Below are 16796 nucleotides of genomic sequence, written 5' to 3'. Positions count from 1 at the left end.
TACGATCTGCGCCGCTGTATGCCGATGCGTCCATGCGTGCCGAGGCATGCCCGGCCGGCCTGCCGTATGCCGTCCATGCACCGGTGCGGATGCCGGCTGACCCACCCTGACGACCACTGGGGGACACGGACATGCGTGAGCAAGAGGGCCGGGCGCCGGAGCGGGCGCCGGGGGCGCGGTTGGCGCTGTTGCTGCGCCGCTGGTGGCAGGAGGCCGGGAGCGCACCCGGCGGTGCCCGGCCGACACAGCAGGCGCTGGCCGCGAGACTGGGCATCGACCAGACCACGCTGTCGCGCTACCTCAATCCGAAGCACCCCTTGAACGCTCCTCTGCGGGTGGTGGAGGCCCTGCACGCCCAGTTGCGGGCCCCGGCGGCGGAGCTGGAACCGGCCAGGGCGCTGTGCCGGGCCGCGCTGGAGGAGAGCGGCCGCCAACGGCCGGCCGGCGGCAGGACCGCGACCGGACTCGTGGAACAGCCCGGATCCCACCCCGGAGCCGACGATTCCATCGGCACCGCCGTCACCGGTGCCGGTGACGCGGTACGGGCGGGCCGGTCCGGCGCGTGGGGCCGGTCCCGCTCCCGCCGGCTGCTCCCGGTGCTGCTCGCGTCGGCGGTCGTGCTGTCCTTCGTCGCCGGGATCGCCGTACACGCACTGGTCGCCCCGGTGCGCGGGCTTCCGGCCGACGGCGTTCCCGGTGCGTTCCGCGTGAGCGAGTCGCCGTACGAGTGGCCGCTGCTGCGGATGAAGAAGGAGGACCAGTACACCCGTGCCCGCGCGTTACAGCACCTGCTCAACGCGCACGGCTACAAGGTGAGGACGGACGGCTTCTTCGGTGCGGAGACCCGGGACGCCGTCATGGACTTCCAGAGGAAGCACCATCTGGTGTCCGACGGCAAGGCGGGCCGGGACACCTGGCCGGAGCTGGTGAAGACCGTCGGGCCCGGCTCCTCGGGGCACATGGTCCTGGCCGTGCAGGAACTCCTGGACAACGTGGGCCAGGGCGGCACGGTGGTGTCGGGGCAGTACACCGCGGTGACCGCCGACGACCTGAGGTTCTTCCAGCGCACCCACCACCTGCCCGTCACCGGCAGGGCGGACCCGGACACCTGGCTGGCCCTGCTGGTGCGGCAGCGTCCTCCCGCCGGCGCCCCGGCGTATCAGAGGCCCACGGGCATGCCGCCGTCCGCGTCCGCGTGAGAAGCGGCGGCACAGGGCCGACCGCATGACGTTCCGACCCGCACTCCCGCAGGCATGACTGCACGTCATAGGCGCCCTGTTCGCCGATGCCCGGACGCGGCATGGATGTGCCTGGGCAAGCGGCCGGCATCGGCTTCCGCCGTCCGGCTCCTCCGGCCATGCTGCTGCCGCGACCGGCGTTCCGGCCGTCCCGCCCCCGTCGGCGGCGACGCGCCCCCGAGACGCGTTCCGGTCCGGCTTCCACGACCTCTCTCACCTGGAGGAGCAGCCATGTCCGCTGTCCGCAAGACCCTCACGTCCGCCCTGTCGGCCGCCGTTCTGGCCGGCGGCCTGGCCGTGGCCGCCGCCGGCCCGGCGAGCGCGGCCACGTGCCCCTCGGCGGCCGCGCCGGTGATCGACGGGGCGAGGGCCTCCTGGACCCTGCGCTGTTCGGGCAACAACGTGACGGTGTCCGGCTGGGTGGAGGACACCCGGGCCGACATGAAGTGCGCCGTGGTCCGCGTCAACGCCGGCAACGGCGGCTACGAGAAGAAGTCCGCCTGTGGCTCCGGGGTCCGGGAGTACTTCTCGTACACCTTCGGCGGGACGAAGTCCGCGCAGGTCCGGCTGGCCATCGCCTGACCCGGCAACCGGAGGGGCGGGTCGCGGCGCCCGCCCCCGGCCCCCCTGCCGCACCCGCACGCGCACGGCCGGAAGAGGGCGTGCGGAAAGAAGACAGGTACACACATGAGCAGCAACGTACGGCGCGTACGCGGCATCACGGCCGCCGTGGCGGTGGCGGCCGCCCTCACCGCGGTGCCGGCCCTCGCCCCGGCCGCCACCGCCCACGGACCCGCGAGAACCGCGACCGTGGCGGCGGGGCCGGCGACCACCCTGGTGTTCGACAAGAACCCGGACTCGCCCGCCCACTCGAAACTCTCCGTCTACGAGGGAGACAGGCTCCAGGCCACCTACCGCGCCGGGTCGGGCACCGGCGTCAAGGACGACTGCGTCCGCGCCGAAGGCTGGATGCCGAACGGGAACTGGAGGATCAGGCTCAAGGATCCCTTCTACGACGGCCGTCTCATCAAGGGGTACGCCGTCCATCTGGAGGACATGAAGTGTTCCCGGGGCACCCTGACGCGCACGGAGATGTTCATCCACTCCGAGATGAACCGTGACGGCGGCCAGGGGAGCACCGAGAGCCGCCGGTGGGACGGCGACGGGGACTACAAGTCCAACGGCTGCGTGAAGCTGCGTCCGGCGGACATCAAGAAGATGTTCCGCCTGCTCAACCGCATCGGATGGCCGACCCACCTGCGCGTGGTCTCCTGACACCGGCTCGGCCCTTCGGCCAGGCCGGCCGCACCGGGACGGCACGGCGCGGTGTTCCTTACCTCCCTGGTAATCGCCGCGCCGTGCCGCTCGCGGCTACGTTCGGGGCGTCGTCCCGCACGGGGACGCGAACGATCCGGAAAAAGGAACTCGTCGTGCCCGCTTACGGCTTCGCGCATCTCCGCACCCGTCGTCATCACCCCGACGTCCTGGAGTACTTGGAGCGCATCCAAGGCACCCTCGACCCCTTCCACGGACGCTTCGTCATCCACGGTCCGCCGGCCGAGGTGGGGGAGGGTGCCTGGCCCGGCAGCATGGTGCTGATCGAGTTCCCGGACCTGACCACGGCCCGTGCCTGGTACGTCTCCCCCGCGTACCAGGAGATCCTTCGGCTGCGGACCGACCACATCGAGGGGGACGTGCTGCTGATCGAGGGGGTGGGACCTCGTTACGACCCGCGCGAGCGGTCGGCGAAACTGCGGGCGGAGGCCGGGAGTCCGGATGTCGACGCCGAGGACTGATCCGACGGGCCGGCGACAGCCGGGCGCGGTCAGTTCTCGCCGGCGTCCCGGGCCACGCGCTCCAGTCGCCGGTGGTGGCTCTCCCACCAAGCCTGGTCCGTTGCCGGCAGGTTGTCCTGGCCTCGCGCGTACCCCGCGGATCCGTCGATGAGTTCGCGCACGATGTCGGCGTGGCCCGCATGGCGCTGGGTGTCGCAGACCACGCGCACCATGACGTGGTGGAGGGTCACCTCCCGCCGCTCCTCGGGCCACCACGGGACGTGACCGGTCGCGTCGAGTGCCAGCGTCGCGATCGTGCCGTCCGAGTGCTCCCACGCCTGGCGGTACAGCCCCACGATCTCTTCCCGTGACTCCTGCTCGGTGGCCCACATGTCCGCGTTGGGTTCCGCCTCCTGTGTGTACCACCAGGGCGGCGGCTCCTGGTCGAAGAACGGGCGTCCGAAGGTGTCGCCGAAGTACGCCAGTTCCACGCCGGCGACATGTTTGACCAGCCCCAGCAGGTTGGTTCCGGTGGGGGTCAGCGGACGGCGGACGGCGTACTCCGAGAGCCCGTCGAGCTTCCACAGCAGCGCGTCCCGCGCCTCTTGCAGGTATCGGAGAAGGTCCGCTTTCGGGTTCGTCTCGATCATGCCGGGCAGTCTTCCACCCGCCACTGACAACCGGGCCCGCCAGTGGCCACCGGCGGTGTACTCAGCCCGTCGGCAGCCTGGCCACGGCTGTGCCGATCTCACGGTCGACGAGTGCCGGTGTGCCACGCAGGAGCACCGTGATGTTCCCCTCGCGGACCGCCACGGTCTTGGTGAAGTCGTTCGGGCCGGTGAACGACGTGAGCTGCTCCAGGCAGGCGCGGCTCTCGTCGCCGAGCCGGGGAGCGGGCACCTGTGACACGGTCATGTCTATGGTGAGCGAGGGTGAGGTGAGGGTGTAGCGGCGGCACCCCGTGTAGGCGTCGAAGAACTCCCGGAGCCTGGCGGAGAGAGCGGCGGGCCGGTCGCTGTGCAGTTCCTCGGTCAGCTCGTGTCGGGTGGAGGGGGAGACGAAGCGGGTCGCCGCCTCGCCCGCGAGGTCCTTGAGCGGCCGCTCGCGCGCCCACCGCTCCAGGGAACGGCATCCCTTCACGGAAGCGGTGGGTTCGCCGGGCGAAGGGGAGGGCACCGCCTGGCGGGCGTGGTCCTCGCCCAGGTCCCCGGCGGTGAGGAGAAGCGCCCGGAGCCGGGTGTCCGACAGGGCTGGAGGCCGCGCGGGGGTCACTTGCGTACCCGTCGGTCCGGCCTGTCCCGCACCGGCGCGCGTCGCGCAGCCGGCCAGCAGTGACCCGCCCATCACGGCGGCCACGGCCCGGCCCGCCGCCCGTCCGCCTGAGCAGCCCATGGCTGTGCCCCTCCCCCTTCGCCGGGGGACCACGATACGGGCCGCGCTGCCCTTGGTCACCGGTGGTTCGGGGCGAGCACTCCCGCCACGAGCCGCCGGGCGTAGGAGGCGTCGAGCCCGTCCGGACGGAAGAGGATGCGGTACATCAGGGGGGCCACGACGTGGTCGATGACCGTCTCGGTCTCGGGGGTGTGCTCGCCGCGTTCGGCGGCCCGGGTGAGGATGACGTCGATCTGCGCGGCGGCGTAGTCGGAGCACCGGCCGGCGTTGCCGCCGTCCGGGTCGCCGAGCAGCGCGTCACGGATGTAGGCGCGGCCGGCGGGGGCGGCCATGTCGTCGAGGAACTGCTCGGCCCAGCCGGTCAGGTCGGACGACAGGGTGCCGTGGTCCTCGGGCTCGGTGTCGGGCCGCAGCCGCTCCACCGCGACGTCCGACAGCAGCTCTTGCAGGTCCCCCCAGCGGCGGTAGATCGTCGAAGGCGTCACGCCCGCGCGCTGGGCGACCAGCGGAACCGTCAGGGCGTCCCGGCCCAGCTCCGCCGCGAGTTCGCGTACGGCGGCGTGCACGGACGCCTGGATCCGGGCGCTGCGCCCGCCGGGACGCACCATCTGCCTGCTCATGGAAACCAGCTTAAAGCTCATCCATTGCTTCTAGCCGGGCGGCCTGTCTCCGTTCGGCATCGGGGTTTCAGACCGCCGGTGCGAGTGCGGGTGCGGGCCGGGTCTGCTGGTAGGCGTGGCCGGCCCGCAGGAGGACGCTCTCTCCGAGCGGTCGCCCGAGCAGTTGCATGCCGATCGGCAGACCCGCCGTGTCGAGGGCGACCGGCACGGTCAGGGAGGGCACTCCGGTGATGTTGGCGGGGGACGACAGGCGTACGTAGGCGTCGGAGACGCTTTCCACGGTGCCGTCGGCCCAGGTGATCGTCTCCTGGCCGGCTTTGACCGCGGTCGCCGGGACGGTGGGGGCGGCGATCAGGTCGACCTCCCGCAGCATGTGCGCCCACTCCCGCCGCATGAGGGTGCGGGAGCGCTGGGCCCGCAGGTAGTCCCCCGCGGGCATCAGTTCGCCGGCCTCGAGGAGTACGCGGACGTCGGCCTGGTACAGCTCGGGGACCGTGCGCAGGGTGCTCTCGTGGTAGGCGGTGGCCTCGGGCACCATCAGGCCCCACTGGGTGGCCTGGATGTAGCGGGTCATGGGGATCTCGACGTCCACGAGCCGTGCGCCGAGGGCGGCGAGCTGGTCGATCGCGCCCCGGACGGCGGCTTCCACCTCCGCGTCCACGTGCTCGAAGTAGTAGTTGCGGGGCACGCCGACGCGCAGCCCCGTGAGGTCCGTGCCGACGCCCGGCCCATAGTCGGTGGCGGGGGCGGTCAGGGAGGCGGGGTCGCGGGGGTCGGGGCCGGCGAGGGCGGCGAGGACCAGGGCGGCGTCCTCGACGGTGCGGGTGATCGGGCCGACGTGGTCCAGTGACCAGGACAGCGAGGTGACGCCGTGGCGGGGGACGAGGCCGTAGGTCGGCTTCAGGCCGACCACCCCGTTCAGCGCGGCGGGCACCCGGATCGACCCGCCGGTGTCGGTGCCGAGGCCGAAGGTGGCGGTGCCCGCGGCGACGGCCACGGCGGATCCTCCGCTGGAGCCGCCCGCGACCCGGCCGGTGTCCCAGGCGTTGCCGGTCTGCGGGGTGGTCAGGCCGTAGGCGAACTCGTGGGTGTGGGTCTTGCCGACCAGGAGCGCGCCGGCCGCCGACAGCCGGGCGGCGACCGTGCTGTCGGCCCGCGCGGTGTGGCCGGCCCTGACCCGGGAGCTGGCCGTGGTCGGCACGCCCGCGACGTCGATCAGGTCCTTCAGCGCCATCGGAATGCCGTGCAGCGGACCGCGGTGCCGGCCGGCCGCGATCTCGCCCTCGGCTTCGCGCGCGGCCCGGCGAGTGTGTTCGGCGGCGACGGCGACGTAGGCCTGAAGGTGCGGCTCCACCCGCTCGACGCGCCGGAGGACGGAGTCCGCCAGTTCGACGGGGGACAGCTTCCGGGTCCGGATGGCTTCGGCCGCGACGCTCAGCGGAAGTTCATACGGCTGCATCATGCGTCTCCTGTTCCGCGCGGTAGGCGAGGGCGGGCGGGGTGTCCCCGAAGTCCAGCTCCCGCAGGACCGCGACGACGGAGTGGATGTGGTCGGCGGTGGCCGCCACCACGGCGTGCCGGTCGGCTGGCAGCGGGAGCCCGGCGCGGGCGGCCCAGCGGGCCGCCTCCGCTGGGGTGAGTTCGGCGGAGGACATGGGCGTTCTCCCTGGGGGCGCGGTCTGAGGTGGTGCGGGCTGGTCCGAGTGGTTTCGTACGGCAGGAGCCGCGGAGCAGCCCCGACACCAAAAGCTAAATGTTTGCGTTAGCTGGACTCTAGGGCCTACGGTTCCTTAACGCAAACACATTGCGTTTAGCCGCGTCCGCGCTGAGTCCCGGACCAGGCGCCCGCCCACCCACAACCGCACGCCATTCCCTAGGAAAACGACCGATCATGAGCACTCCCCCGGCCACCGGCCCGACCGCCGTCCCCTCCTGGACCGTGGGCGACCTCCTCGTCCACCGCGTCGACGAGGTTCTCCTGCCGCCCGCGACCGGACCGTGGCTGCTGCCCGGTGCCACCCCGGACCTCGTCGCCGGGCAGGACTGGCTGCGCCCGCACTTCGCGGACGACGCGGGGGTCCTGCGCCTGGACAGTCACAGCTTCGCGTTCACCGTCGGCGGCCGGCGCGTCCTGGTGGACACCGGCATCGGCAACGGCAAGGAGCGGGCCAATCCCGCGTGGCACGACCTGGACACCGACTACCTCGAGCGCCTCACCGCCGCCGGGTTCCCCCCGGACTCGGTGGACCTGGTGATCCTCACCCACCTGCACGCCGACCACGTCGGCTGGAACACGCGGAAGGTGAACGGCGAGTGGGTCCCCACCTTCCCCAACGCCCGCCACCTCACCTCCCGCACCGAGCGGGAGTTCTGGGCCGGGTACGCCATGGACGAGCCGCGCAGGCAGATGTTCCGCGACTCCGTGATCCCGGTGGAGCGGGCGGGGCTGCTCGACCTCGTCGACGTGCCCGCCGAGGGCGCCCGGATCGTCCCGGGCCTGCGTCTGATCCCCACCCCCGGGCACACCCCGGGTCATCTCTCCGTCGAACTGACCAGCCGCGGGCAGACGGCCCTCATCACCGGCGACTGCGTCCACCACCCGGTCCAGCTCGCCCACCCCGCCGTCGGCGCCTGCGTCGACATCGACCCCGAGCGGTCCGAGGCGACGCGCCGCTCACTGCTCGGCGCGCTCGCCGGCACCGGGACCCTCGTCCTGGGCACCCACTTCGCACCGCCCACCGCCGGCCGGGTCGTCCCCCAGGGAGGCGCCTACCGGCTCGCGCCGGTCCCGGCCGGCGCGAGCCGGCTCCACGCCGGCGGATGACCCGACCCGGGCGTGGGGGGGGCGCAGAGCCGTCAGAGCGGGTTGAGGCGGGCCTTGAGCAGGCAGAACTCATTGCCCTCGGGGTCGGCGAGGACGTGCCAGGACTCCTCGCCGGTCTGGCCGATGTCGGCCGGACGCGCCCCGAGCTTCAGGAGGCGTTCGAGTTCGGCGTCCTGATCGCGGTCGGTGGCGTTGACGTCGATGTGCAGCCGGGACTTGCCCGGCTCCGGCTCGTCCCTGCGGCTGAGGAAGAGCGTCGGCTGCGCACCGCCGAACCCTTCGCGCGGCCCGATCTCGATGCTGCCGTCCTCCTCACGACCGAGCACCACGAAATCCAGGACCTCGCACCAGAACCGGGCCAGCACCTCCGGTTCGCGGCAGCCCAGCACCAGCTCACCGATACGACATGCCATCGACCAAACCTACTCTCAGCGTGGGAACTGCCGGGCGGCCGCGCACAGCTCTCGGCCTCCCCGCAGCGGGAACACGGTCGAGACCGTATCGGGCGAGGCGAGCAGGCGCTAAGGGTTTTGGGAAAAGCTCCACGCCCCACCAGGTGGGCCGGCCGCCGGGGTGTCACCAGCCGATCGGGCGGACTTCCCAGACGGTCGTCCTGCGGGGCGGCCGTCGCCGCGTGGGCCGTCTCCTTCGCGGTGTCGGCGGCTGTCGTCGCCTTCTCGCGGAACCTGCCCGCCGAGTCGCTCCAACTGCTGGGCAAGCTCGCCGCGTTGCAGAGCCTGGGCGAGGAAGAGGCGGCCCGGCTGCTCAAGGGCGAGCCGTTGTCCGACGTGACCGGCCTGGCGAGCCGGCTGGGCGCGGCGGGCGGGGCGGCGGGGGCGCCGCTCGCGGGGCCGAGCGGTCTCCTGGCCGGGGCCTCCGGCGCGGCCGGTGCGGCGGGAAGTGCCGTGGACCTCGCCACGGCACTGTCCGGTCTGCCCGGCCAGGTCGCCCGGCTCCAGGAGACCCTCACCTCGCTCACGAAGGCCCTCGAGTCCCTGCAGAACCTGTCCGCCGCCGCCGGCCAGACGGCCGGCCAGGCCACCGGCGGCGGTGCGCAGTCCGGCGGCAGCGGTGGCGGGAACGCGAAGAAGACCCCCTGAACCGGCGCGGTGCTGCCCAAGGGGGGCGGCTACGGCCCTGTGCACCGGCGGCCGTAGCCGGTGCACAGGGCCCGGTACCGGAGCCTCAGCGGTCGGCCAGTGCGCGGTCCAGCAGGGGAAGCAGGCGGTCCCAGTGGCGGCGCAGTCCGGAGGGGCTGAAGGCGTCGGTGTCGGACATGGTGAAGCCGTGGACGGTGCCGGGGTAGATCTCGGAGGTGTAGCCGACCCCCGCGGCATCCAGGGCCTGGTCGAGCTCGCCGAGGGCCTCGGGGGTCATGTCTCCTTCGGCGTGGCCGAAGTGCACCTGGGCGGTAAGCCCGGACAGGAGGCGGGGGCCGTCGGCGCCCACGGGGGCGTGGAACGCGGCGACGGCGGCCACCTGGCCGGGGTGGGCCGCGGCGGTGCGCACCGCCAGCAGGCCGCCTATGCAGTAACCGGTCACCGCGACCGGTCCGGGCCGGGCCTCCGGACGGCCGGTGAGGAATTCCAGGTAGGAGCCGGCGTCGCGCAGAGCACGTTCGGCGGTGTGCGCCTCGATCAGAGGCATCAGCCGGGCGAAGACCTGCGGCCGGGCCTCTTCTCCGATGTGCTCGGGCAGTTCGATCACCGGCGACGGGCCGTGCCGGTAGAAGATGTTGGGGACGAGCACGTAGTACCCGTGCCCGGCCAGTCGGCGGGCCAGCGCCCGCAGCGCGGGCCGGATGCCGAAGCCGTCCGGGTACATCAGCACCGCCGGGTGCCGTTCCCCTTGGTCGGGGAAGGCGGCGAAGGCGTCGGCGTGGCCGTCGGCGGTGGGGATCCGCAGTGTTTCGGTGGGCATGAACTCTCCTGTCGTGGCTGATCTGTCGAACCTGTGATCAACACGACGGAGGCGGAGCGCGCGCGGCGGCGCGAGACCTTCGGCCGGACGGTGGGCCCTCACCGGCCCGTACGGCGCTCAGGAGGGCACCGGGTCACCGATCCGTGTGTGGCGCGATGCCGTCCCGGTATTCATTCCCGACACAGTAGTGCACCGAACGGGCCCACGTCGCCGCGTGCTCAGGGTGCCGGGCGTTCGATGCGCAGTACGTGCTGGTCGTGGCGGAAGGTGTACGTACCGTCCTCGTTGTCGAAGTGCCGTCGTACGTATGCCTCGACCGCCTCCCGGGTCGGGGAGGGGGCTTCGGGGACGCTGAGGAGGAAGTCGGCGACCATGAGGGTCTCCTCCAGGCTGCGGCCGTGGTAGCGGGCGGGTACGACGTCCAGCTCGGTGCGGCCGACCAGGCCGGGTGGGAGGGCGGCCAGTTCGCGGACGAGTTCCCGCACGTCGAAATGGCGGCCGGTGAAGTGACGCACCATGCGCATGCAGGCGTTGTCGGGATTCTGCAGCAGCACGAGCAGGACGCCGCCCGGCGCCACCCACTCCATGACGCGGGCCGTCGTCACCGCCCACTGCGCACGGGGGATGTAGTACAGCACGTGGGACAGCAGGGCCAGGTCGGCCCGCGCGTCCACCCGGGCCTCGCCGACCGGTTCGGCCACCACCTCCGCCCGCGGGCACGCCCGCGCCAGCGCGCGCCGCATGGGCTCGCTCGGCTCGACGCACACGACGCGCTCGAAGTACGGGGCGAGATACCGGGTCGTCGTGCCCTGGGCGGCGCCGATGTCCAGGAGCGTCCGCCGGGCGGGCAGCCGGTCCACCACCCGGCGCAGGTACGCGTGGGTGGTGGTCTTCTCGTCCGTCCCGGAGAGGAACATGTCGAACGCCTCTCGATAGGCGTCGTCGTCCGTCCCCGCGATGCGCGCCCGCGTGGCCTTGCCCAGCTCCACTTCCCACACTCCCTCCACGGCGGCGGCATGCCCCGCCCGGCACACCACCGGTGTCCTTCGGCGACGCCACAGTGGCACGACAGGGGTGTCCGTCCGGCGGGAAACACGCCTTCGGGTACGTGGCGGACGGGCGCACCGGAGCGGACGCGGAAGGCGCGGCGTACGCCCCCTTCGCGGAACGGACTCCGTCAGCCCCGGGGGGAGCGATGCCGGTGGGCGGGAGGGTCCGGTCAGTAGCCGACGGAGAACGTGGCGTCGGCCCGGTCCGTGGTGGTCGTGACCGGGTCGATCCGCAGGGCGTAGTCGTAGTGCCTGATGTACCGGGTCGGGTAGTTGTGCGAGCGGAAGGACGCCCAGGAGGGGTCGGCCAGGCCCGGAACCCGGTGGAAGGTGGCGTCCTGGGCGAAGGCGGAGCTGCCGTCATTGACGTCCAGGCGCAGCTGGTAGTCGTAGTGCCGCAGGTGACGGGTGGGGTGGCTGACGGACTGGAAGGACACGCCGGAGGGGTCGGCCAGGCCGGGTACGAGCTTCCACTGGGAGTCGGTGTACGGGTCGAAGGGGTAGGTGTCGATCCGCGCGGTGTAGTCGGCGTGGCGTACGTAACGGGCGGGCTGGTTGTAGGACTTGAGCCGATTCCAGGCGGGAGTGCCCCAGCGGGCCACGAGGTTGCCGTACTCGGCGGAGGTGATGGGGGCGATGGTGCAGTGCTTGGCGTTGACCGGGTGGGTGTAGAGCCGCTGGTCGACCGGGGTCCAGGTGCCGGCGGCGAGGTCGGTCGTCTGCCAGGCGTAGAGGACGCCGTTGGGCGTGTAGGTGTCGCCCCACAAAGTTGTTTACCTCCGCAGGACAAATCGCCTACGCATGGGGCGATTCGGGCTTAACGATCTCATCCACGAGGCTCAGCACATCGCTGAGGCGCGTACGGAGTCGCTCGATGATCAGGATGAGCCCGTCCGCCTGAAGTTGCGCCAGATCTTCCGCACGAGCGTATTCGAGGTCACGGCGGGCGTAGTCGATACGAGCGAACTGAAGGTCGGTGAGGGGCCCCGAGAGGAAGCGGGACTGCTCATCGGTCATGCGTAGCCACCTGCTTGACGTGCGAATTCACGGTTGATGTAACGCTCAATAGTTGACATGTGGATACCTATTCTCAATAGGTCAAGGATCACGTCACTCGAACGCATGTTTTATGGCTCACAGGGTTGCGCAGTGGCCGAAACGTGTGCTCGGAATGTACCAAGCATGGTACAGACAATGATCAAGAACTTGACCAGCGTGTATCCGTGCCATCTGATCCCCTGCCCGACTGGGTACTCACCCGCCGCCGGGTCATCGGGGACGCCATCCGTGCCGCTCGTGGCTCTCGCAAGCTGTCGCAAGAGAAGTTGGGCGAGTTGACGGGCCTCGACCGCAAGACGATCAACCGGATCGAGCAAGGCGCCCACTCCGCGTTACTGGATCATCTGCTGCTCATCGCCGACGCCCTCGGCGTCCCGCTGGCCGACCTCGTTCGCTGACGAGACGTCCGGGCCGGCCGAGCCAAGCTCTTCGCGTAAGCCACGTGAGCGGCCGCCCCCGACGGGGGACGGAGACGGCCGCCCGGCTCCAGCGCTTACCCTCTGGCCCCCGCCCGAGGTGCTGCGCTGGAGGTCTGGCCGTGCCCGGCGCGGTCGGCGCCGCTGCCGGACACGGGTCTGTGAGAGGTCCGGATGGCCTCGGCTTCCTCGTCCACCAGGGCGTCAAGGTCGGTGACGGGGGTCACTTGCTCCAAGGTGATGATGAGGTGGGTGGCGAGGACCCAACGGATACGCCTGGTGTCGCTGAACGGGACACGGCACAGCTTCTTAGCCGCCAGTTCCTCCAGGGTGTGCGGGTGGAAGAGTGAGCCGGCCACGCCCCAGACCGGCGTGTACCCGACGAGCGCCGCCGCCCAGCCGCGGTCGCGTAGCGGCGGGCACTCCCGGACGGCGAGGCGGGCACAGACCGCGTGCACGGGCGGCGACATCGTCTGCTCCCCCTCCGCGATGGGCCGACCGCCAGCCGAGCCGGCCAGGAAGAGGGTGCGCTCGTCCGTCCGGGTCCCGATCGTGGGCCCGCCGCAGACCTGGCACAGCAGGCGGCTCATCGCTTGCCGCCCCCGCAGGGGGTGGACGAGCTTGAAGTCTGGCCGGCCGCCCCGCACGGCTGGCATGCGCACCCAGGGCACGCCGTAGTGCCGATCGATGTGGGCGACCTCGTCTCGGAAACCCAGACCCCGTCCGCCGCAGCCCTCGATGACGGTGACCGGCTGGGGCGGGGCGACCTCCTTGGTCCAGGAGGTGATAAACGGGACGGGGGTGCCGTTCCAGTAGCGGACGGGGCGGATGGGGCTGATGGCGGTCACGTGACGATCGCCCTTCTGCTCAGGCACCGAAGGTGCACGTACCCCAAGTTGAAGCCGTCGCTCCCCTCCCAGCGCACGGGCGCGACCAGCTCCGTCGCCAGCAGCGGGGCGGGGCAAGAGAGGCAGACGGGCTTCTTGTCGATCGGGGGCATTGTCCGTTCGTGCTGGAGGCGCCGCCCGTGGCCGACGTAGCAGGTCTGGTGCTGCCGGCAGGGGGTGCAGGCGGAGAAGTGACCGTGCCAGTCGTACCAGGTGATGTACCAGGCGAGCCGGGCCGCGTAGCAGCGCGTGCAGGCCCGGCGCGGAAGCGCGGCCGACGGTTCCAGCTCCACTGCGGTGGCGTCCGCACGACCGGCGCACCAGACGCATGCCTTGCCGGCGCGGGCCGCCTCGGGTAGCCAGCGAGGCAGGTCGTACCAGGAGACGAGCTGGTGCAGTCTCGCCAGTTCCTCGGGGATCTGTACGGTCATCGGCGCAGCTCCATCAGGAGGTTGTGCAGCGCGCGGCGCGTCTCGCACAGCTTGGTGGGGCCCGTGCACTCGGTGCACTGGTCTGGGTGGGTATCGCGGGCTGTTCGTACGGCGGCCTTGGTACAGCGTCGGCAGGCGCGGGGGTACCAGTTGAAGCCGTTGTTGGTGTGCACTCTGAGGTCGATGGCTGTCTCGATGGTCAGCCGCTCGCCACCCCAGACGCACTCGGCGCCTCGCGTCCGGGCCTCGGACAGCAGCTCCAGGCGGGGCAGCACGATGTGCGGCACCAGCGCGGCGGGGATCTCCATCAGGCGCGCGCTCGGAACCGGCATCTCAGGCATCCGTGGGCACCTCCAGGTCGGCCCAGACGTACTTCTCCCGGGGCAATCGAGTGCAGCCCCATGCCCTCGTCACGGCATCCACCAGGGCCAGGCCGCGCCCGCCGCTGGCGAGAGGCTTCGCGGGCTGGAGAGCGGGCCAGAGGTCAGGGTGCTTGTCGATGACGATGACCCGGACCGCGCTTGACGGCATCCGGCGCACGATGATCCGGACGGTCGGCGTCTCCGTGTGCTGAACCGCGTTGGTCACCAGCTCGGTCACGACCATCGCGGCGTCGTCCAGCACGCTGACCAGGCCCCAGTCCTTGAGGACGTCGACCACGAAGTGCCTCGCGTCCGGCGCGGCACACAGCTGCCGGGGCAGTACGCGGACCTGCGGCAGCCCAGGAGCAGAGGTCACCGGGCCAGCTCCTCGCCAACGCGCGCCGATGATGCGTCCGCAAGCGCCGCGGCGAGTGCGGCCGGGCTAGTCAGCCAGCCGTCGTCGCCGGGGCAGATCCGCCAGTGTGGCCCCGGCCCATCCGTGCGGCGGTCCGGGGGCAGCGGTACCGTCTCGCCGTCGGACAGCGGGCAGGTGTTCTCTACGTCCCACGTGGCCGCCGCACCGAGGGGGAGGAAGAAGTACACCGCGGTCTGCGCCGGGTCCTCGACGACAGCGCCGGCACGCGTGCCCAAGATCGTCACGGCTGCGAGGCCGAGCTGTCGGGGGACGCGGACAACGTCCCGCTCAGCGGCGTCAACAGTTGGGGCTGCGGGCATCTGGGCTCCTCAGCGGCTGGTGTGGTCTGTCACACACCAGGGTGGTCCCCCGATTTCACAAATCCGAGGACTCAGAGAGGTCGCTTCCACGCCGCAAACAGGACTTTCATTGGGCTCTACGGGTGACTGCTGGCCAACATGAGGTCGTGGCGCGACACTTGGCGCAGCGCACGACGATGGAGGTGCAGCAGTGGCACGGTCCGCAGGTAACACCCGCTTGAAGTCCGCCCGCCTCGCGGCTGGATACCACTCCCAGCAGGCCCTCGCGGACGCGCTCGGCGTCGGCGTGCGGCAGGTCCGCCGGTGGGAATCCGACCACCCGCCCATGCCGCAGCCCGAGGCGGCCCAGGCTCTCACACGTCTCCTCGGCCAGGACCTCGAATCGCTCGGATTCACTCCGCCCGCTGGCACGCCAGCCGGTCACCCCAGGCGGACGGGGCTCGCAACGACTGCGGCCGCCGTTGGTCTTGCCGCTGTTCCCACGCAGGCCCTCGCCATGCAGCCGGCCACCGCCGCCGAGGATTACGAGGCCGTCACCCGCTCGCACCGACGGCTGTACTGGTCTGTCGCGCCAGCCACCTTGCACCCGGCCGCTGTTGCACACGCCACACTCGGCTGCGCACTGCTGCCGGAGACCGCGGGCGAGACGAAGCGACGGATCGCTGCGGCCCTCGCCGAAGACCTCCTGCTGGCCGGCCGAATCGAGTTCTTCGATCTGCGGGAGGCAGAACGGGCCGAGCAGACGCTGCTGCGTGCTCTCCAGGCCGCTGGCGAGGCCGATGACGCACTCCTCGGTGCGGCCGTGTTGGCGCACATGGCGTTTATCCCGGGCTGGGACGGTCGCAGGGAAGCCGCAGTGGAGCGGATGGTGGCCGCGCGAACGTACGCACGCCGCGGCCCGGCCTCGGCCGAGCTGCTCGCCTGGCTGGACGCGGTGGAGGCCGAGTGCGAGACCCGGTGCGGGCACACCCGTACCGCGTTGCACCTGATCGGGCACGCCGAGGATGTCCTCGCCGCGGGCAGCGAACACGAGTCCCCGGAGTGGCTGGACTGGTTCTCCTCGGCCCGGCTGGCGGCCTTCAAGGGCAACACCCAGTTGAAGGCCGGGCACCTGCCGCAGGCCCGGACCACCCTCCTCGGTGTCCTCGATGCGCTCGCCCCGACCGAGGAGAAGCAGCGCACCGTCATCCTCGGCGACCTTGCCGCCGTCGAGGTCGCGGCGGGCGACCCGGAGGCCGCGTGTGGGTACGCGCTGCGCGCACTCGACCAGCTGGAGCGCACCTGGTACGCGATGGGCATGGACCGGGTGCGCGAGGTGCGGCGCGCGCTGGCGCCGCACCAGCACGAGCGGTGCGTGCGGGAGCTGGACGACCGGCTGTACGGCTGGACGACGACGGTCAGCGCCCTTGCTCGTTGAACTGCGCAATCCGTCCAGACAGTTCGAGGAGGCTCTCGACCCGGAACGTCGGGAGCTTCTCCGCTTCCTCGGTCCGCCACTGGATCGTTGCCCACGGGCCGCGGTGCACGAGCGCGGTGTGCATGCCGGCCGCGGCGGCGGGGCGGATGTCGTTGTCGACACGGTCGCCTACGTACAGCATCTCGTCCACCTCGGCCGGGACGACCTCGGCGACGCGATCGAAAAACGCCTGGTCCGGCTTGCTCGCTCCCCAGTCGTCGCTGGTGCCGATCAGGTCGACGTCGTTGGCGAACAGGGTGCGCAGGATGTGGCCGGCGCGGACGGTCTGGTTGCCGGCGATGCCCAGCCACAGGCCATCGGCGCGGAGCGCGGCGAGCGCGTCCCGGACGTCCGGGTAGAGGTCGTCCTCGCCGAAGGTCTCCGGCTTGCCCGCGGCGGCGCGCTTCTCCCGCTCCTCGTACAGGTCGAAGCCGGGCCGGAACTCCTGGAACACCTCGCGGTAGTCGCGGCCCTGGGCGATGACGGCGCCGAACATCGCGGCGAAGGTATGGCGAGGGACCTGGAGCCAGTCGGCCCAGGTGCCGTACTCGGTCGTCTCGTCTACGAGGCACTCGCCGACGTCAAAGATCACTGCGCGAATCATGCGGGCAGGGTACCGGGCACGACGAAAG

General features: G+C 71.6%; 23 protein-coding genes and 1 pseudogene. 8 read left to right on the top strand and 16 right to left on the bottom strand.

The window, feature by feature from the left end:
- Positions 1-131 precede the first annotated feature (131 nt).
- The 4 genes from IE251_RS13445 to IE251_RS13430 all read left to right on the top strand — a co-directional run bounded on the left by IE251_RS13445 (position 132) and on the right by IE251_RS13430 (position 3034).
- On the top strand, positions 132-1199 hold the full coding sequence (locus IE251_RS13445; RefSeq protein WP_189753131.1) for a peptidoglycan-binding protein: 1068 nt from the start codon (positions 132-134) through the stop codon (positions 1197-1199).
- A 270-nt stretch (positions 1200-1469) separates the two neighbouring features.
- A complete protein-coding gene (locus IE251_RS13440; RefSeq protein WP_189753130.1) occupies positions 1470-1820 on the top strand; it encodes a hypothetical protein in 351 nt (116 codons plus the stop codon).
- A 105-nt stretch (positions 1821-1925) separates the two neighbouring features.
- Positions 1926-2513: a L,D-transpeptidase family protein gene (locus IE251_RS13435; RefSeq protein WP_189753129.1), complete on the top strand. Its 588-nt coding sequence runs from the start codon at positions 1926-1928 to the stop codon at positions 2511-2513.
- Positions 2514-2668: 155 nt separating this feature from the next.
- Positions 2669-3034 carry a DUF1330 domain-containing protein gene (locus IE251_RS13430; protein WP_189753128.1) on the top strand — a complete coding sequence of 122 codons (366 nt, stop codon included), beginning with the start codon at positions 2669-2671 and terminating at the stop codon, positions 3032-3034.
- Positions 3035-3063: 29 nt separating this feature from the next.
- Here IE251_RS13430 and IE251_RS13425 read toward each other — a convergent pair whose 3' ends face one another.
- The 5 genes from IE251_RS13425 to IE251_RS13405 all read right to left on the bottom strand — a co-directional run bounded on the left by IE251_RS13425 (position 3064) and on the right by IE251_RS13405 (position 6680).
- Positions 3064-3663: a DinB family protein gene (locus tag IE251_RS13425; RefSeq protein WP_189753127.1), complete on the bottom strand. Its 600-nt coding sequence runs from the start codon at positions 3661-3663 to the stop codon at positions 3064-3066.
- Positions 3664-3724: 61 nt separating this feature from the next.
- A complete protein-coding gene (locus IE251_RS13420; RefSeq protein WP_189753126.1) occupies positions 3725-4405 on the bottom strand; it encodes a hypothetical protein in 681 nt (226 codons plus the stop codon).
- A 56-nt stretch (positions 4406-4461) separates the two neighbouring features.
- Positions 4462-5025 carry a TetR/AcrR family transcriptional regulator gene (locus tag IE251_RS13415; RefSeq protein WP_189753125.1) on the bottom strand — a complete coding sequence of 188 codons (564 nt, stop codon included), beginning with the start codon at positions 5023-5025 and terminating at the stop codon, positions 4462-4464.
- A gap of 67 nt (positions 5026-5092) precedes the next feature.
- Positions 5093-6484, bottom strand: coding sequence for an amidase (locus tag IE251_RS13410; protein ID WP_189753356.1), 1392 nt, complete (start codon positions 6482-6484; stop codon positions 5093-5095).
- Positions 6471-6680, bottom strand: a complete 210-nt coding sequence (locus IE251_RS13405) for a hypothetical protein (RefSeq protein WP_030776025.1) — start codon at positions 6678-6680, stop codon at positions 6471-6473. Before IE251_RS13405 ends, IE251_RS13410 begins: the two co-directional genes overlap by 14 nt.
- Before the next feature lie 236 nt (positions 6681-6916).
- On the opposite strand from IE251_RS13405, the gene IE251_RS13400 reads away from it, so the two are divergent.
- Positions 6917-7849, top strand: coding sequence for an MBL fold metallo-hydrolase (locus IE251_RS13400; RefSeq protein WP_189753124.1), 933 nt, complete (start codon positions 6917-6919; stop codon positions 7847-7849).
- Positions 7850-7881: 32 nt separating this feature from the next.
- Here the strand turns inward: IE251_RS13400 and IE251_RS13395 are convergent, their stop codons facing one another.
- On the bottom strand, positions 7882-8262 hold the full coding sequence (locus tag IE251_RS13395; RefSeq protein WP_189753123.1) for a VOC family protein: 381 nt from the start codon (positions 8260-8262) through the stop codon (positions 7882-7884).
- Between the two features lie 240 nt (positions 8263-8502).
- On the opposite strand from IE251_RS13395, the gene IE251_RS13390 reads away from it, so the two are divergent.
- On the top strand, positions 8503-8949 hold the full coding sequence (locus IE251_RS13390; protein ID WP_189753122.1) for a hypothetical protein: 447 nt from the start codon (positions 8503-8505) through the stop codon (positions 8947-8949).
- Between the two features lie 85 nt (positions 8950-9034).
- Here the strand turns inward: IE251_RS13390 and IE251_RS13385 are convergent, their stop codons facing one another.
- From IE251_RS13385 to IE251_RS13370, 4 genes and pseudogenes are all read right to left on the bottom strand, one after another.
- Complete coding sequence (locus IE251_RS13385; protein WP_189753121.1) at positions 9035-9769, bottom strand: dienelactone hydrolase family protein; 735 nt, start codon at positions 9767-9769, stop codon at positions 9035-9037.
- Between the two features lie 218 nt (positions 9770-9987).
- Positions 9988-10758 carry a class I SAM-dependent methyltransferase gene (locus IE251_RS13380; RefSeq protein ID WP_189753120.1) on the bottom strand — a complete coding sequence of 257 codons (771 nt, stop codon included), beginning with the start codon at positions 10756-10758 and terminating at the stop codon, positions 9988-9990.
- 230 nt (positions 10759-10988) lie between these two features.
- Positions 10989-11585 (bottom strand): annotated as a pseudogene (locus IE251_RS13375) (AbfB domain-containing protein); the annotation flags it as partial.
- 28 nt (positions 11586-11613) lie between these two features.
- Complete coding sequence (locus tag IE251_RS13370; protein ID WP_189753119.1) at positions 11614-11835, bottom strand: hypothetical protein; 222 nt, start codon at positions 11833-11835, stop codon at positions 11614-11616.
- 206 nt (positions 11836-12041) lie between these two features.
- Here IE251_RS13370 and IE251_RS13365 point away from each other — a divergent pair, with 206 nt between their 5' ends.
- A complete protein-coding gene (locus IE251_RS13365) occupies positions 12042-12275 on the top strand; it encodes a helix-turn-helix domain-containing protein (RefSeq protein WP_189753118.1) in 234 nt (77 codons plus the stop codon).
- 95 nt (positions 12276-12370) lie between these two features.
- On the opposite strand, the gene IE251_RS13360 is transcribed toward IE251_RS13365, so the two are convergent.
- From IE251_RS13360 to IE251_RS13340, 5 genes are read right to left on the bottom strand one after another with little or no spacing between them, the layout of a single operon-like run.
- Positions 12371-13141 (bottom strand): hypothetical protein, encoded by a 771-nt coding sequence (locus tag IE251_RS13360; RefSeq protein WP_189753117.1) that lies wholly within the window; start codon positions 13139-13141, stop codon positions 12371-12373.
- Positions 13138-13611, bottom strand: coding sequence for a hypothetical protein (locus tag IE251_RS13355; protein ID WP_229896736.1), 474 nt, complete (start codon positions 13609-13611; stop codon positions 13138-13140). The genes IE251_RS13360 and IE251_RS13355 overlap by 4 nt, the downstream gene beginning before the upstream one ends.
- The gene (locus IE251_RS13350) at positions 13608-13952 is read right to left on the bottom strand and encodes a hypothetical protein (RefSeq protein ID WP_229896735.1); all 345 of its coding nucleotides are present in this window, start codon (positions 13950-13952) and stop codon (positions 13608-13610) included. The genes IE251_RS13355 and IE251_RS13350 overlap by 4 nt, the downstream gene beginning before the upstream one ends.
- Positions 13945-14349 (bottom strand): ATP-binding protein, encoded by a 405-nt coding sequence (locus tag IE251_RS13345; protein WP_189753116.1) that lies wholly within the window; start codon positions 14347-14349, stop codon positions 13945-13947. Before IE251_RS13345 ends, IE251_RS13350 begins: the two co-directional genes overlap by 8 nt.
- On the bottom strand, positions 14346-14708 hold the full coding sequence (locus IE251_RS13340) for a hypothetical protein (RefSeq protein WP_189753115.1): 363 nt from the start codon (positions 14706-14708) through the stop codon (positions 14346-14348). The genes IE251_RS13345 and IE251_RS13340 overlap by 4 nt, the downstream gene beginning before the upstream one ends.
- 190 nt (positions 14709-14898) lie before the next feature.
- On the opposite strand from IE251_RS13340, the gene IE251_RS13335 reads away from it, so the two are divergent.
- Positions 14899-16125: a helix-turn-helix transcriptional regulator gene (locus IE251_RS13335; protein WP_189753114.1), complete on the top strand. Its 1227-nt coding sequence runs from the start codon at positions 14899-14901 to the stop codon at positions 16123-16125.
- On the opposite strand, the gene IE251_RS13330 is transcribed toward IE251_RS13335, so the two are convergent.
- Positions 16106-16768, bottom strand: coding sequence for an HAD family hydrolase (locus IE251_RS13330; RefSeq protein ID WP_189753113.1), 663 nt, complete (start codon positions 16766-16768; stop codon positions 16106-16108). The genes IE251_RS13335 and IE251_RS13330 overlap by 20 nt on opposite strands.
- Between the last annotated feature and the right edge of the window lie 28 nt (positions 16769-16796).

The sequence above is a fragment of the Streptomyces eurythermus genome (assembly GCF_014649115.1).
In the GTDB taxonomy this organism is placed as follows: Bacteria; Actinomycetota; Actinomycetes; order Streptomycetales; family Streptomycetaceae; genus Streptomyces; species Streptomyces eurythermus.
This window is presented reverse-complemented; position numbering and strand designations above follow the sequence as displayed.

Coding starts and splice junctions, on each gene's coding strand:
- IE251_RS13445 (WP_189753131.1), top strand. CDS start 132: ATGCGTGAGCAAGAGGGCCGGGCGCCGGAGCGGGCGCCGGGGGCGCGG.
- IE251_RS13440 (WP_189753130.1), top strand. CDS start 1,470: ATGTCCGCTGTCCGCAAGACCCTCACGTCCGCCCTGTCGGCCGCCGTT.
- IE251_RS13435 (WP_189753129.1), top strand. CDS start 1,926: ATGAGCAGCAACGTACGGCGCGTACGCGGCATCACGGCCGCCGTGGCG.
- IE251_RS13425 (WP_189753127.1), bottom strand. CDS start 3,663: ATGATCGAGACGAACCCGAAAGCGGACCTTCTCCGATACCTGCAAGAG.
- IE251_RS13420 (WP_189753126.1), bottom strand. CDS start 4,405: ATGGGCTGCTCAGGCGGACGGGCGGCGGGCCGGGCCGTGGCCGCCGTG.
- IE251_RS13415 (WP_189753125.1), bottom strand. CDS start 5,025: ATGAGCAGGCAGATGGTGCGTCCCGGCGGGCGCAGCGCCCGGATCCAG.
- IE251_RS13410 (WP_189753356.1), bottom strand. CDS start 6,484: ATGCAGCCGTATGAACTTCCGCTGAGCGTCGCGGCCGAAGCCATCCGG.
- IE251_RS13405 (WP_030776025.1), bottom strand. CDS start 6,680: ATGTCCTCCGCCGAACTCACCCCAGCGGAGGCGGCCCGCTGGGCCGCC.
- IE251_RS13400 (WP_189753124.1), top strand. CDS start 6,917: ATGAGCACTCCCCCGGCCACCGGCCCGACCGCCGTCCCCTCCTGGACC.
- IE251_RS13395 (WP_189753123.1), bottom strand. CDS start 8,262: ATGGCATGTCGTATCGGTGAGCTGGTGCTGGGCTGCCGCGAACCGGAG.
- IE251_RS13385 (WP_189753121.1), bottom strand. CDS start 9,769: ATGCCCACCGAAACACTGCGGATCCCCACCGCCGACGGCCACGCCGAC.
- IE251_RS13370 (WP_189753119.1), bottom strand. CDS start 11,835: ATGACCGATGAGCAGTCCCGCTTCCTCTCGGGGCCCCTCACCGACCTT.
- IE251_RS13355 (WP_229896736.1), bottom strand. CDS start 13,611: ATGACCGTACAGATCCCCGAGGAACTGGCGAGACTGCACCAGCTCGTC.
- IE251_RS13350 (WP_229896735.1), bottom strand. CDS start 13,952: ATGCCTGAGATGCCGGTTCCGAGCGCGCGCCTGATGGAGATCCCCGCC.
- IE251_RS13340 (WP_189753115.1), bottom strand. CDS start 14,708: ATGCCCGCAGCCCCAACTGTTGACGCCGCTGAGCGGGACGTTGTCCGC.
- IE251_RS13330 (WP_189753113.1), bottom strand. CDS start 16,768: ATGATTCGCGCAGTGATCTTTGACGTCGGCGAGTGCCTCGTAGACGAG.